Origin of the sequence: Aeromonas sp. s8 (assembly GCF_040907785.1) — a bacterium.
Classification (GTDB): Bacteria; Pseudomonadota; Gammaproteobacteria; order Enterobacterales; family Aeromonadaceae; genus Aeromonas; species Aeromonas veronii.
In genome coordinates this window covers 102,529-116,479 of the sequence record NZ_JBFOCL010000028.1, presented here as the reverse complement: position 1 = coordinate 116,479, position 13,951 = coordinate 102,529, and the positions used below count along the sequence as shown (strand labels likewise).

Genomic DNA, 13,951 nt, shown 5'->3' with positions numbered 1-13,951 from the left:
CGAGTTGAAAACGGCGCCTGCGGGCGCCGTTTTTTTTGTCCCTCCCCCCTGCTTACCTGCCAAGCCCGGTGTTAGAATCCACGCGAATTTAATCTATGCGGGAAATCTCCCGAATATCGCGTAATAACCCGGAAGTTATATGCCCTCAATACGTTTTAAAAGAGTCTCGGCTACCTTGTTGCCGCTGCTCTGTCTCCTCGCCAGCCTCTGCGTCCCGCAAGCCATGGCGCAAGATGTCCCCTCTCGCAACGCAGTTCAGCGAGCGCTGGATGGTCTGGGTAAATCAGAGACCCTGACCGTCAGTCAGCAAGCGGATCAGAAGTTACTGACCGAAACCCTCGGACTGCTCGACAGCATCGACAAGGAAGAGGCGAAGGCCAAAACCCAGGCCCAGCGGATCCGCAACCTGCCCACCGAGCTCAGAGAGATCAGCGCCAAGCTCGATGCACTGACCAAGGGCAAGAGTGCCGAGCAGATCAAGAGCGAATACGCCAGCATGAGTCTGGCAGAGCTCGACAGCCGTCAGCCGGAAGTGCTGGCCAACATGCAGGCGGCCCAGGAGGCCCTCGGCGCCATCGGCAGCCAGCTCACCAGCTTGCAGACCCTGCCGGAGCGGGCCCAGGCCAGCATGAGCCGTGCCTACCAGCGCAGTCAGGAGATCCGTACCCGCCTCAACGCAGGTGAAAGCGTCTCCAGCGCCGAGAAGATGAAGCTCGGTGCCGAGCTGGCCCTGCTCGACCTGCAACTGGCCCACCTGCAAAAGGAGCTGGATAACCGTACCAGCATGCAGGATCTGGCGATCAAGCAGCGCGACTACCAGAGTGCCCGTCTCGCCAGCGAAGAGCAGAAACTGCAGCTGTTGCAGGATCAGAGCAGCGCCAAGCGCCTCGGCGACACCGAAAAAACCGCCGAGCAGACCGGTGAACTGGTGGCGACCGAAGACAGCCCGCTGGTGCAAAAAGAGCAGGAGCTCAACCACCAGCTCAGCCAGCAGCTGATCGGTGCCACCACCAGCCTCAACTCGCTGGTACAGAAAAACCTGCAAGCCAAAAGCTGGCTGGAGCGCGGCATCCAGACCGAGCGCAACCTCAATGAACAGGTGCAGATGCTCAAAGGCAATCTGCTGCTGTCACGCATCCTCTATCAGCTCTACCAGCAGCTGGAAGCGGCGCCCACCATCGCCGTCAAAAACCTGGAAGAGCAGATCGCCGATCTCCATCTGGCCCAGTTTGAACTGAGCCAGCAGCGTGACCAGCTGTTCCAGAAGAACCTCTATCTGGACAATCTGATCGCCGGCAGCAAGGATCCGGTCAGCGAGGAGGACAAGGAGAGCCTTGCCAAGCTGCTCGACACCCGCATCAATCTGCTCGATCAGCTCAACCGCCAACTCGACAGCCAGCTCACCAACGCCATCAGCCTGCAGCTGACCCAGCAGCAGCTGGCGCGGGTCTATGCCTCTATCGAATTTACCCTGCAGCAACACATCTTCTGGGTAAGCAGCAACAAGCCCATCGACAGCAAGTGGTTTATCAGCTGGCCCGCCCAGGCCTACAAACAGGCCTCCGACTGGGTATTGAAACCGGACTGGAAACGCTGGCGCGAAGAGTTGCTGGGGATCTCCCTGCTCGCCTTCCCGCTGCTGCTGATCGGCGGCCTGCTGGTCTGGAAACGTCCGGCGCTGGTTGAGCGCGAGAAGAAGATCACCAAGGACCTTGGCCGTTTCCGTCAGGACAGCCAGTGGCACACCCCGCGCGCCCTGCTCTATACCGTGCTGCAACGCCTGCCGGGCAGCATGTTCATTCTGGCTGGCGGTCTGCTGCTCACCTACTGCGGTCTGCTCAGTCCCAAGCTGATGTTCCAGATCACCCTGAACCTCGCCCTCGGTTATCTGGTGTTCAGCGTCTATCTGGCGGTGATGCGCCCGGGCGGCATCGCCGAAACCCACTTCCGGATCCCGAAAGCGGAGCTGCAGGCCAAGCGCAACAGCATGCGCTACATCTGGTTGCCACTGCTGCCGCTCATCATGCTCGCGACCAAGGCGGTGGTTGAACCCTCCACCCTGGGCAACGACGTGATCGGCCAGGCCATGACCCTGACCCTGCTGGGGCTGGCCGCCTATCTGGTGTTCCCCATCTCCCGCGCCCGCATCAAGGGCGAGGCGAGCATGCAGAAGTCGCTGATCGCCATCGCCTTGGCGCTGGCACCGGTGGCGCTGATTGTGCTGGCGGTGCTCGGTTACTACTACACCGCGCTGAAGCTGACCGGTCGTCTGATCGAATCCTTCTACCTCATCATCATCTGGAGCCTGGTCTACCGCACCGCCCTGCGTGGTCTGGAGCTGGCTGCCCGTCGTCTGGCCTACCGCCGTGCGGTGGCCAAGCGTGAGCACAAATCTTCGGAAGATGCGGAAGGTGGTGAGTCTATTGAAGAGCAGCCCATGGATCTGGAGGATGTCAGCCAGCAGTCCCTGCGTCTGACCCGTACCGTGCTGATGCTGATCTTCGGCGTCGCCTTCTACTGGCTCTGGTCCGATCTGGTCGCGGTCTTCTCCTACCTCGACAGCATGGTGCTGTGGCACCGCAGTGAAGGCACCGGCGCCAACGCCGTGCTGTTCCCCATCAGCCTCAGTGACGTGCTGATCGGCTTCCTGCTGCTCGGCGGTGCCTGGTCACTGGCGCGCAACCTGCCGGGCTTGCTGGAGGTGCTGGTGCTCTCCAAGCTCAACCTGGCTCAGGGGACCGCCTACGCCATCACCACCATGCTTAACTACGTGCTGATCGGCTTCGGTTCCCTCACCGCTCTCTCCATGATGGGCGTGCAGTGGGACAAGCTGCAGTGGGTAGCGGGTGGTCTGTCAGTCGGTATCGGTTTCGGCATGAAGGAGATCCTCTCCAACTTCGTCTCCGGCATCATCATCCTGTTCGAGCGTCCGGTGCGGATCGGTGACACCGTCACCATCGGCTCCTTCTCCGGTACCGTCTCGCGGATCCGCATTCGCGCCACCACCCTGACCGACTTCGACCGCAAAGAGGTGATCATCCCCAACCAGCAGCTAATGACAGAACGGCTCATCAACTGGTCGCTGAGTGACACCGTCACCCGGGTGATCGTGCGGGTGGGCGTGGCGTATGGCTCGGATCTCGAGCTGACCCGCACCCTGCTCAAGCAGGCGGCCGACGAAAACAGTCGGGTACTGAAAGATCCGGCCCCCATCGTCTACTTCCTCACCTTTGGCGCCAGCACCCTGGATCACGAGCTGCGCTTCTTCGTGAGCGAACTGGGGGATCGCAACCCGGCGGTGGACGAGTTGAACCGCAAGATCGACCAGCTGTTCCGCGAGAACGGCATCGAGATCGCCTTCAACCAGATGGATGTCTACATCAAGAACATGCAGGGCGAAGAGCAGAAGGTGGAGTCCAACTCCGCCGCCCTGCCGCCGCCCGCAGAAGATGGCAAGCAGCCAGCCTGATAGCGAACTGCATTGATCTGATGACAACAGCCGCTCACCCAGGTGAGCGGCTTTTTTATGCCCAGTTTATGAAGATAGAGACGGCTATCCACCGCCAGCATGGCTGGCCGCCGCATAACAGACAGCCATCATCCTTGATAAAATATAAAGAGAAATAAAAGTCTAAAAACAAACACTTGCCCTACACCACTACTTACCGCATGGATGAAACCTGCGCCCTTCTCCCCTCACCGCGCCCCCCATACCGCGCTCGCTCCGGCTCCCGGATTTTTATAACTTTTTTTAATTTTATTTGAGTGTCCTCTTCATCCTGTCCATTGCAAAGTGGCGCCATTCCAGCGCCGGGCACTGTGACCACCGCCCGGCTGACACCGACTTGCTCATTTGATAATTGAAAGGATCCGAGAGATGAAACACTCCTTGATGGTAATGGGGTTGGCCGCCTGTCTGGCATTAAGCGGCTGCCAGAATATGGACACCAAGAAAGTCCTGATAGGTGCAGCTGCGCTGGGGGCCATCGGCGCCGCTGGCTATTACGCCGGGAAAAAGCACAGCGATAACAAACACGAGCATGATGGCCAGCATGACGATCGCGATGACCAGCATATGGCCACCAGCAAGATGCCCCGTTACTGCTCGGGGGAAGCGGCCAGCAAATTCCATGTCTCCCCGCGCGATATCACCACCGAGTCGGCAGAAGAGAGCGGTCACAGATACAAGGTCTATGGCCAGTACGAGACCGACGATGATGCGGTCGACTTTACCTGCACCTTCAATCACGACGGTCGCTTCCTCTCGGTCGTTCGCAGCTGATTGGCCAGCGGTTACAGCCAATTCACTACTGGCTCCCCATACAGGACTCTCACGATGAAACAGCAACGCAGCATGATCGCCAGCCTCATTGCGCTGGCCCTGCTTGGCCTCGTCCCATGCGCCGGTGCCACTGGCAGCCACTCCGGGGTGGATCTGGCCAGTATGGATAACAGCGTGCGCGCGGTGAACGATCTGTTTCGCCACGTCAACGGCAACTGGCTGGCCCAGACCCAAATACCGGATGACATGCCGGGGCAGACCATCGGCAATCTGTTGGCGGACAAGTCGCTGGAGGATCGCAAGGTGTTGCTGGAGGAGCTGCTCAAGCGCCCGCAACAGGCCGGAACCCCTCGCCAGCAGATCGCCGATCTCTACGCCAGCTATCTGGATCAGGCCGGACGGGATGCCAAAGGGCTGACCCCCATTCAGCCGCTGCGCGACGAGATCATGGCCATCCATGATGGCGCCTCGCTGGCCATCTACCTTGCCCGTGTTAACAAGCTGGGGGGCGGCGCTCCCTTTGGTATCGGGTTCATGGCCGACAAGAAGCAGCCTGACAGCTACGGGATCTACCTGCAGCAATCCGGTCTCGGTCTGCCGGATCGGGACTACTACCTGAAAGAAGATGCCGCCAGCAAGGCAGTGCGGGCCAGCTACGAGCAGTTCATTACCGCCCTGCTCAATCATGCCGGCGTCGAGGGGGCGAGCGAACAGGCTCATCGCATTCTGGCGCTGGAGACCCGCCTCGCCAGCCTGCAGTGGGATAGAGTCAAGCGGCGGGATGACAACCTCACCTACAACAAACTGCCCATCGCTCGCCTCAGTCAGTTGCTGCCCCCCCTGGATTGGCAACGCTACCTGGCAGAGGCCGGTATCGCCGGGGAAACGGAGGTCATCGTCAGTGAGCCGGACTATCTGGAGAAGCTGGCCGCCGTGATGCAGGAGACCAGCATCGCGCAGTGGCAATCCTACTGCCTGTTCCATCTGCTACGTACTTATGCGCCCTATCTCGACAGCCAGAGCAATGCCCTGCACTTCGCTTTCTACGGCACGACCCTGAGCGGCATCCCCCGGCAGCGGGAGCCCTGGAAGCAGGCCATGGAGGTGCTGGACGACTATCTGGGTCAGGCGGTGGGCAAACTCTACGTGGAGCGCTACTTCCCGGCCGAAGCCAAGGCACAGATGGCGACCATGGTGCGCAATCTGATCGCCGCCTATCGCCAGGAGATCGGTGGGCTCGACTGGATGTCTGCCCCGACCAAACAGCAGGCGCTGGCGAAACTGGAGAAGGTTCGGGTCAAGATCGGCTATCCCGACCAGTGGCAGGATTACAGCGCAATCGAGATCCGTCCCGATGATCTGGTCGGCAATGCCCAGCGCGCGGCCACGGTGCGTTACAACGAGCACCTTGCCCGCCTCCATCAACCGGTGGATCGGGAGGAGTGGTTCGACAATCCGCAGACGGTGAACTCCTACTACAACCCGAACAACAACGAGATCGTCTTCCCGGCAGCCATACTGTAACCGCCCTACTTCGATCTGAAGGCGGATGATGCGGTCAACTATGGCGCCATCGGCGCGGTCATCGGTCACGAGTTGAGCCATGGTTTCGATGATCAGGGGGCCAAATTCGATGGCAACGGAGCCTTGCACAACTGGTGGGCTCCGGCCGATCTCAAGGAGTTCACCGCCAGAGCGCAAAAACTGGCGAAACAGTACGACCGTTTCGAGCCCATCAAGGGGGAGCATGTCAACGGCCAGCTGACCCTTGGCGAGAACATCGGCGATCTCGGCGGCCTGACCATCGCCCACAAGGCGTACCAGCTCGCCCTGGGCAACCGCAAGTCAGCGATGCTCGATGGCTTCACCGCCGAGCAGCGATTCTTTATCGGCTGGGCGCAGGTGTGGAAAGGGAAGTACCGGCCCGAGCTCGCTGCCGTTCTGCTCAAGACAGATCCCCACTCGCCGCTGGAGTATCGGGTTAATGGCGTCGTTGCCAATATGCCGGCCTTTTACCGCGCCTTTGCCATCAAGCCGGGAGACAAGCTCTATCTGCCACCTTCCGAGCGCGTGAAGATTTGGTGACCACCAGCAGGGGCCCTGGCCCGAAAAGCTCCAGCAGATGGACCACCTCCACCTGAGCTGAAGATGACCGACACAGGGAGTGTCTGTTTTACCCTGCCTGGTTTTTCCCGACCCACATGTGCCTGACCATGTGGGTTTTTTGACCCTTTTGCTCTGCCCCTTCTCCTCAGCCTGCCCAGCTTTCACCCGATACGGCCACGGCAAACAACTCCACCGTTTTCTCGCCTTTGCCATTGGCTGAAAAACCGGCGGCGGAACCGCTATAAATCGGTTTACCACCAAACAGGTCTGACCTATGGTAAAGCATGTAAAAGATGCATCGTGGAGCCGCTTTTCCTATGAATGACCGAGAACTGCAACAGATCCTGTTTCGCTCCTTCGATGTGATCCCGCTGCCTATTCTGGTGTCCGAATCCATTGCCCGTCACGATGGCTGCTCACCCGACATGATCCCGCAGCGGCGCCACCGCTTCCTGAATAAAGCCTTTATTGAGCAGCTGGGCTACAACCTTGACGATCTGCCGGACATGGCCTCCTGGTTTCAGGTCGCCTACCCGGATGAAGGGTATCGCCGCACCATCATCGACTCCTGGCACTCCCAGGTGGAACAGAGCTTGTCGCAAGGGCTGGAGGTCGCCGAAATGCCTGCGCTGATCCGCTGCAAGAGCGGTCAGTCGCGCTGGTTTATCGTCACTGCCCAGCTGGGTGCCGATGCCATCCCGGATGGCCATATCGTCACCTTTCGCGATATCCACGACCTGCAGTGCATGGTGGAAGAGGTTAGCCGCCTCTCCTGCACCGATCCGCTCACCGAACTGACCAACCGGCGCGGCGCCCAGCAACAGCTGCAGGCCCTTTGGTTGCAAGGTGAGCCCCTCTCGGTGGTGTTGGGAGATATCGACCATTTCAAACAGGTCAATGACCGCTACGGCCATCCTGCGGGCGATGCCGCGCTCTGCGCCGTCGCCCACGCCATGGCTGGCCAGCTGTTGCCGGGGGAGAGTTTGGCCCGTTGGGGCGGAGAGGAGTTCCTGCTGATCCTGCCTGGTTGCGATATTGAACAGGCGGCACGGCGCGCCGAACAGCTGCGCCAGCATGTCAGTTCCACCCGCTTGCCATGGCAGGGGAAGCAGCTATCCCTCACCATCAGTCTGGGGTGTGCCAGCATGAAGGGGCAGGAGGGCATCGACTATCTGCTGATGATGGCAGACCGGGCCCTTTATCAGGCCAAGGATCAGGGCCGTAACCGGGTTGTCATCTCGACGGAATAGAGTGGTAATCAGAACGGAAAGCCGACTCGCGGCCATAAAAAAACCGAAGCACAAGGCTTCGGTTTTTTACTGCGCAACTGGCGTGAGCCAGCTTGGCATTACTTCTTGATACGGATAACCGGGGTCTCGCCCACAGTCACGGCACCAGTCATTTTGATCAGCTCTTTGATCTCGTCCATGTTGGAGATGACAACCGGAGTCAGGGTAGACTTGGCTTTCGCTTCCAGAACGGCCAGATCGAACTCGATGATGGTGTCGCCACGCTTGACCTGCTGGCCTTCCTGAGCGATACGCTTGAAGCCTTCGCCTTTCAGTTCAACGGTGTCGATACCGAAGTGAACGAACAGCTCAATACCGGAGTCGGATTCCAGAGAGAACGCGTGGTTGGTCTCGAAAATCTTGCCGATGGTACCATCGCACGGCGCAACCATCTTGTTGCCAGCCGGCTTGATGGCGATACCGTCACCAACGATCTTCTCGGCGAAGACAACGTCAGGCACATCTTCGATCGGCACGATTTCGCCAGACAGCGGAGCAAAAATTTCGATGCCGCCGGTGTCAGAGCTATCGTCGGAAACCAGTTTCTTCAGTTTATCAAACAGACCCATATAAAGCTCCTAGAGATGATTTGTCGCTGTTTGCAGCCGATCTTAGCAGACTGCTTTCTGCTTAATAAAGTTATCTACGCATGCTTCGATTTCAGCGGCGGTGGCAAAGCTCAGTGCTTGATCAGCCATTGCCTTCACATCTTCGAAGTTGGTGTTGCGGATAAGCTTCTTGATACGCGGTACAGAGATGGCGCTCATGGAGAACTCATCCAGACCCATACCCAGCAGCAGCAGGGTAGCGCGCTCGTCACCAGCCAGTTCACCACACATACCGGTCCACTTGCCTTCGGCGTGGGACGCATCGATAACCATCTTGATCAGGGTCAGGACGGAGGGTGACAGCGGGTTGTACATGGCGGAGATCATCTCGTTACCACGATCGACAGCCAGGGTGTACTGGGTCAGGTCGTTGGTACCGATACTGAAGAAATCCACTTCCTTGGCCAGATGATGAGCCATCACGGCAGCGGCCGGGGTCTCGATCATGATACCCACTTCGATGGATTCATCAAAGGCTTTGCCTTCGGCACGCAGTTCGGCTTTCAGCGTCTCTACGGTGGCTTTCAGGCTACGGAACTCTTCGACAGAGATGATCATCGGGAACATGATGCGCAGTTTGCCGAAGGCAGAGGCGCGCAGAATGGCCCGCAGCTGAGCGTGCATAATGTCTTCGCGGTCGAAGAAAATACGCACGGCACGCCAGCCCAGGAAGGGGTTCATCTCTTTCGGGAAATTCATGTACGGCAGCTCTTTGTCGCCGCCAATGTCCATGGTACGCACGATGATCGGCTGATCCGGCATCGCTTCGGCCACTTCTTTGTAGGCTTTGAACTGCTCTTCTTCGGTCGGCAGCGCGTCACGGTCCATGAACAGGAACTCGGTACGGTACAGACCCACGCCTTCGGCGCCATTGCGGATGGCACCTTCGGTATCCTTGACGGTACCGATGTTGGCGCACACTTCGACCTGGTGACCATCCAGCGTGATGGCAGGCAGATCTTTCAGCTTGGCCAGCTCATCTTTCTCGGCCTGGAACTGAGCCTGGAACTTCTTGGCTTCGGTCAACTGTTCAGCGGTCGGATTGATGATGATCTGGTTGTTGATCGCATCCAGCACCAGCATGTCACCGTTCTTGACGCGCTCGGTGATGTCGTTGGTGCCTACCACGGCCGGCAGCTCCAGGGAGCGAGCCATGATGGAGGTGTGAGAGGTACGGCCACCGATATCGGTGACGAAACCCAGCACATATTTCAGATTGATTTGAGCGGTTTCAGACGGGGTCAGGTCTTTGGCGACCAGGATCACCTCTTCGTCGATGGTGCTCAGGTTGACAACGGCGATGCCCAGTACGTTCTTGACCAGACGGGTGCCGATGTCACGGAAGTCGGTAGCGCGTTCGCGCAGATAAGGGTCATCCAGCTCGGCCATCATCTTGGCGTACTGTTCGATCACCTCATAGATGGCTTTGTCAGCGGAAGCCTTGTTGTCTTTGATGAAGGATTTGATATCCCCTTCCAGCTCCTCATCTTCGAGCAGCATGATGTGGCCTTCGAAGATGGCCTCTTTTTCCTCACCGAAGGTGCGACCGGCCATCTCTTTGATGGCTTCCAGCTGGGTAGCTGACTTGGTACGAGCTTCGAGGAAACGGTTGATCTCGGCATCAATCTGGTCAGCAGAGATTTTGCCCTGATTGATAACGATTTCATCTTCTTTAAGAAGAAGCGCCTTACCGAATGCGATACCGGGGGACGCAAGAATGCCAGATATCATAATCCTTCCTATTAAAACGACTGTGGGGGAGGAATCTAAAGCTGGATTACTCCAGCTCGTCCATCAGGGCAACCAGCTTCTCAACAGCTTGCTGAGCATCCGGGCCGTCAGCCTGGATAGTTACGTTGGTACCCTTGGTCAGGCCCAGGGTCTGCAGCTTGAACAGGCTCTTGGCGCTGGCGGACTTGCCACCGGAGACCACAGTGATCTCGCTTTGGAATTCTTTGGCTTCTTTCACGAACTGAGCTGCCGGACGGGTGTGCAGGCCGTTTTCAGCAGTAATAACAACAGACTTCTCGTACATGGTTTCACCCCATATTATTGATATTTTTTGGTGGGTTGGTCGTTTTTGAAGCAACCTGACCCACCGTGTCAGTATGGATATGTTGTAAAGTAACGAAAGCAGACCCGCAATGGTTTAATCCAGGTCAAGTTTCTGTGCAGTAATCGGCGCGCTGGTTGGCAATTTTCAGTTATTGGGCTACAAGCCGCATCAGGACTGGCCTGAAATTATTTTATAACGAAAAATAACACTTTGTTACTTTGTGATACCCAGCCAGCAAACACCGCGTGACGCCGCACAGGATATGAGATTTAGAGCGGAATGTCTGCTTTTTTTCTCACTCCGGAACTTGTTATTTTACCCCAAAAAATAAGGATCAAGTGACACTAACAGGGGTTGAGTCTAGCCCATAAAGAAGCGGCGCTCCTGGGAGCGCCGCTGTTTTGAAAGATTCCGATCAGTTACTGCTGCAGCTCCTGCTCGCTGAACACCCCGGCAAACAGGGCGCTGGAGAGGTAACGCTCCGCCGCACTCGGCAGGATGACCACAATGGTTTTGCCCGCAAATTCCGGCAGCTCGGCCAGACGGCTGGCTGCCACCACCGCAGCACCGGAGCTGATACCGGCCAGGATCCCCTCCTCTTCCATCAGGCGGCGAGCCATCTCGATGGCTTCGTCACTGGTCACCTTCTCCACCCGATCGATGAGGGAGAGGTCTAGGTTGCCCGGGATAAAGCCGGCGCCGATCCCCTGGATCTTGTGGGGGCCCGGTTTGATCTCTTCCCCGGCCAGCTTCTGGCTGATGACCGGCGACTCGGCCGGTTCGACCGCAACAGAGACCACCGCCTTGCCTTTAGTCTGTTTCAGATAGCGGGAGACCCCGGTAATGGTGCCGCCGGTACCGACCCCGGCCACGAACACATCCACTTCGCCGTCAGTAGCATCCCAAATCTCGGGGCCGGTGGTTTTTTCGTGGATCTCCGGGTTGGCCGGGTTTTCAAACTGTTGCAGCAACACATACTTGCCCGGCTCGGATTCGAGGATCTCGTTGGCCTTGGCAATGGCCCCCTTCATGCCGAGCGGCCCTTCGGTCAGCACCAGATTGGCACCGAGCGCCTTGAGCAGCTTGCGGCGCTCCAGGCTCATGGTGGCCGGCATGGTCAGGGTGATGGGATAGCCGCGAGCTGCCGCGACAAAGGCCAGAGCAATACCCGTGTTGCCGCTGGTGGGCTCGATGATCTCCTTACCCTTGGTCAGGATGCCGCGCTTCTCGGCATCCCAGATCAGGTTGGCGCCGATCCGGCACTTGACGCTGAAGCTGGGGTTGCGGCTCTCGATCTTGGCCAGCACGCGGCCTTTGGTAACACGGTTGAGACGAACCAGCGGGGTGTGACCGATAGTCTGGCTGTTGTCCTCAAAAATTTTGCTCATGGTGCTATCCCTGTGTTTGTTACGACGATGAAACAAGATTACCCTGTGGTTTCTGAATGAGAAGTGACTATTCGTTATAACCATATGGTATTAAAACATATAGAGCTTATTCTCTCTGGCCCCTGACTCCGGGAGCCAATCGTCAAAGGAACCGACGTTATGGGATTTTCAGGAAGCAGCCAGTATCTCGCCTCCGATGCATTGAAGATGGCGGTCAATGCCGCCATCACCCTCGAAAAACCGCTGCTAATCAAAGGGGAGCCGGGCACCGGCAAGACGGTGCTGGCAGAAGCGGTCGCCGACCATCTCGGCACCGATCTCATTGCCTGGCATATCAAGTCCACCACCAAGGCTCAACAGGGACTCTACGAATATGATGCGGTGGCCCGGCTGCGGGACTCCCAGCTCGGCGACCCCAGAGTGGCCGATATCAGCCACTACATTCGTAAAGGAAAGTTGTGGCAGGCCTTCAGCGCCGAGCAGCGACCTGTGCTGCTGATCGACGAGCTCGACAAGGCCGACATCGAATTCCCCAACGATCTGCTGCTGGAGCTGGACCGGATGGAGTTCGACGTCTACGAGACCGGCGAGCGAGTCAAGGCGCGCCAGCGGCCGGTGGTTATCATCACCTCCAACAACGAAAAAGAGCTGCCGGATGCCTTCCTGCGCCGCTGTTTCTTCCACTACATCCGCTTCCCCGACAAGGCCGAGATGCAGGCCATCGTCAAACTCCACTACCCCGACCTCAAGGAGAGCCTGCTTGGCGAGGCAATGGATCTCTTCTTCGAGCTGCGCGAGGTAGAGGGGCTGCGCAAGAAGCCCTCCACCTCAGAGCTGCTGGACTGGATCCGCCTGCTCTTGGCCGACGATATCGCCCCCGAGGCGATGCGCGCCCGCGAGCTAGGCAAGCTGGTGCCCGCGCTATATGGCGCCCTGCTCAAGACCGAGCAGGATTTGCATCTCTTCGAGAAGCTCGCCTTTCTGGCCCGGCGCGGCAGCTGACCCATGCTGATCGACTTTTTTACCCACCTGCGCCGCCACAAGCTCCTCTGCAGCCTGCGTGAGCTGCTGGACTTGCACGCCGCACTGGCTGCCCGGCTGGTCGCTGTCGATATGGACGAGTTCTACCAGCTCTCCCGCTGCCTGCTGGTAAAAGACGAGGCACACTACGATCGCTTCGATCGCGCCTTCGCCGAATACTACGAAGGGCTGGAAGCCATCCCCCTGCTGCCGGAGAGCCTGCCGGATGAGTGGCTGCGCAAGGAGTTCGAACGGCTGTTGAGCCCAGAGGAGAAGGCGCTGCTCAAATCCCTTGGCGGACTCGACAAGCTGCTGGAGACCCTCAGCCAGCGGTTAAGCGAGCAGAAAGAACGCCACGCCGGTGGCAACAAGTGGGTGGGAACCGGTGGCAGCAGCCCGTTTGGCCACGGCGGTTTTCACCCCGAGGGCATCCGCATGGGTGGAGAAGGGCAGCACGGCAAGGCGACCAAGGTGTGGGAGGCCCGCCACTATCGCAACTTCAGCGACGACTCGCCGCTAGGCCAGCGCGCCATTCAGCTCGCGCTGCGCAAGCTAAGACGCTGGGTGCGCAAAGGCAATCCCGACGAGCTGGATCTCGACGACACCATAAAAAGTTCTGCCCGCCAGGGCTGGCTCGATGTGAAGCTGCGGCCCGAGCGCCACAACGGGGTCAAACTGTTGGTCTTTTTCGATGTCGGAGGCTCCATGGATGCCCACGTGGCCGAGGTGCAGCGTCTCTTCTCTGCGTTGCGCCACGAGTTCAAGCATCTGGAGTACTTCTATTTTCACAACTGCCTCTACGACTTCGTCTGGAAGGATAACGCCCGCCGCTTTGAGGAGCGGTTTGATACCCTGCGGCTGCTGCGCACCTACGGCAGCGACTACCGGGTGATCCTGGTGGGGGATGCCACCATGGGCCCCTACGAGATCACCTGGCCGGGCGGCAGTGTCGAGCAGTGGAATGAGGAGTCGGGTCAGGTGTGGCTCACCCGCTTGCAGCAGCACTTCCCCAAACTGGTGTGGATCAACCCCACCCCGCGACGGGAGTGGCTCTGGCACCCCTCCATCAAGCTGATGAATGACGTGGTTGGCGGGCGGATGCATCCGCTGACCCTGGCGGGTCTCGCTGCAGCGATCGACCAGCTGTAACCCTCTCTACCCTATAAACCGACAAGCCGGGAACGCACCCGGCGAGGAGCAAA

The 13,951-nt window shown here is 58.6% G+C and carries 9 protein-coding genes and 1 pseudogene; 6 read left to right on the top strand and 4 right to left on the bottom strand.

All coding sequences use genetic code 11. The features are described 5' to 3' along the window. Positions 1 to 139 precede the first annotated feature (139 nt). The 4 genes and pseudogenes from mscK to AB5Y86_RS09565 all read left to right on the top strand — a co-directional run bounded on the left by mscK (position 140) and on the right by AB5Y86_RS09565 (position 7,638). The gene (gene mscK, locus AB5Y86_RS09580) at positions 140 to 3,469 is read left to right on the top strand and encodes a mechanosensitive channel MscK (RefSeq protein WP_005359039.1); all 3,330 of its coding nucleotides are present in this window, start codon (positions 140 to 142) and stop codon (positions 3,467 to 3,469) included. A 408-nt stretch (positions 3,470 to 3,877) separates the two neighbouring features. Beyond that, positions 3,878 to 4,282 (top strand): hypothetical protein, encoded by a 405-nt coding sequence (locus AB5Y86_RS09575; protein ID WP_368192741.1) that lies wholly within the window; start codon positions 3,878 to 3,880, stop codon positions 4,280 to 4,282. A 54-nt stretch (positions 4,283 to 4,336) separates the two neighbouring features. Next, positions 4,337 to 6,367, top strand: a pseudogene (locus AB5Y86_RS09570) (M13 family metallopeptidase). Between the two features lie 338 nt (positions 6,368 to 6,705). After that, the gene (locus AB5Y86_RS09565; protein WP_167557875.1) at positions 6,706 to 7,638 is read left to right on the top strand and encodes a GGDEF domain-containing protein; all 933 of its coding nucleotides are present in this window, start codon (positions 6,706 to 6,708) and stop codon (positions 7,636 to 7,638) included. Between the two features lie 98 nt (positions 7,639 to 7,736). Here the strand turns inward: AB5Y86_RS09565 and crr are convergent, their stop codons facing one another. From crr to cysK, 4 genes are all read right to left on the bottom strand, one after another. After that, positions 7,737 to 8,246, bottom strand: a complete 510-nt coding sequence (gene crr / locus AB5Y86_RS09560) for a PTS glucose transporter subunit IIA (RefSeq protein WP_005338264.1) — start codon at positions 8,244 to 8,246, stop codon at positions 7,737 to 7,739. Positions 8,247 to 8,288: 42 nt separating this feature from the next. Next, complete coding sequence (gene ptsI / locus AB5Y86_RS09555; RefSeq protein ID WP_058058331.1) at positions 8,289 to 10,016, bottom strand: phosphoenolpyruvate-protein phosphotransferase PtsI; 1,728 nt, start codon at positions 10,014 to 10,016, stop codon at positions 8,289 to 8,291. Positions 10,017 to 10,062: 46 nt separating this feature from the next. Continuing rightward, positions 10,063 to 10,320 carry an HPr family phosphocarrier protein gene (locus AB5Y86_RS09550; protein ID WP_005338266.1) on the bottom strand — a complete coding sequence of 86 codons (258 nt, stop codon included), beginning with the start codon at positions 10,318 to 10,320 and terminating at the stop codon, positions 10,063 to 10,065. A gap of 440 nt (positions 10,321 to 10,760) precedes the next feature. After that, positions 10,761 to 11,729, bottom strand: coding sequence for a cysteine synthase A (gene cysK / locus AB5Y86_RS09545; protein WP_005338267.1), 969 nt, complete (start codon positions 11,727 to 11,729; stop codon positions 10,761 to 10,763). Between the two features lie 159 nt (positions 11,730 to 11,888). On the opposite strand from cysK, the gene AB5Y86_RS09540 reads away from it, so the two are divergent. Together AB5Y86_RS09540 and AB5Y86_RS09535 are read left to right on the top strand one after the other, a co-directional pair. Further along, positions 11,889 to 12,731, top strand: coding sequence for an AAA family ATPase (locus AB5Y86_RS09540; RefSeq protein WP_368192739.1), 843 nt, complete (start codon positions 11,889 to 11,891; stop codon positions 12,729 to 12,731). Positions 12,732 to 12,734: 3 nt separating this feature from the next. Further along, positions 12,735 to 13,898: a VWA domain-containing protein gene (locus AB5Y86_RS09535; RefSeq protein WP_368192737.1), complete on the top strand. Its 1,164-nt coding sequence runs from the start codon at positions 12,735 to 12,737 to the stop codon at positions 13,896 to 13,898. Positions 13,899 to 13,951 lie beyond the last annotated feature (53 nt).

What these genes read in the sequence shown, in the direction of transcription:
- AB5Y86_RS09540 (WP_368192739.1), top strand. Translation starts at nt 11,889, where the DNA reads ATGGGATTTTCAGGAAGCAGCCAGTATCTCGCCTCCGATGCATTGAAG.
- AB5Y86_RS09565 (WP_167557875.1), top strand. Translation starts at nt 6,706, where the DNA reads ATGAATGACCGAGAACTGCAACAGATCCTGTTTCGCTCCTTCGATGTG.
- mscK (WP_005359039.1), top strand. Translation starts at nt 140, where the DNA reads ATGCCCTCAATACGTTTTAAAAGAGTCTCGGCTACCTTGTTGCCGCTG.
- AB5Y86_RS09550 (WP_005338266.1), bottom strand. Translation starts at nt 10,320, where the DNA reads ATGTACGAGAAGTCTGTTGTTATTACTGCTGAAAACGGCCTGCACACC.
- ptsI (WP_058058331.1), bottom strand. Translation starts at nt 10,016, where the DNA reads ATGATATCTGGCATTCTTGCGTCCCCCGGTATCGCATTCGGTAAGGCG.
- AB5Y86_RS09535 (WP_368192737.1), top strand. Translation starts at nt 12,735, where the DNA reads ATGCTGATCGACTTTTTTACCCACCTGCGCCGCCACAAGCTCCTCTGC.
- AB5Y86_RS09575 (WP_368192741.1), top strand. Translation starts at nt 3,878, where the DNA reads ATGAAACACTCCTTGATGGTAATGGGGTTGGCCGCCTGTCTGGCATTA.
- crr (WP_005338264.1), bottom strand. Translation starts at nt 8,246, where the DNA reads ATGGGTCTGTTTGATAAACTGAAGAAACTGGTTTCCGACGATAGCTCT.
- cysK (WP_005338267.1), bottom strand. Translation starts at nt 11,729, where the DNA reads ATGAGCAAAATTTTTGAGGACAACAGCCAGACTATCGGTCACACCCCG.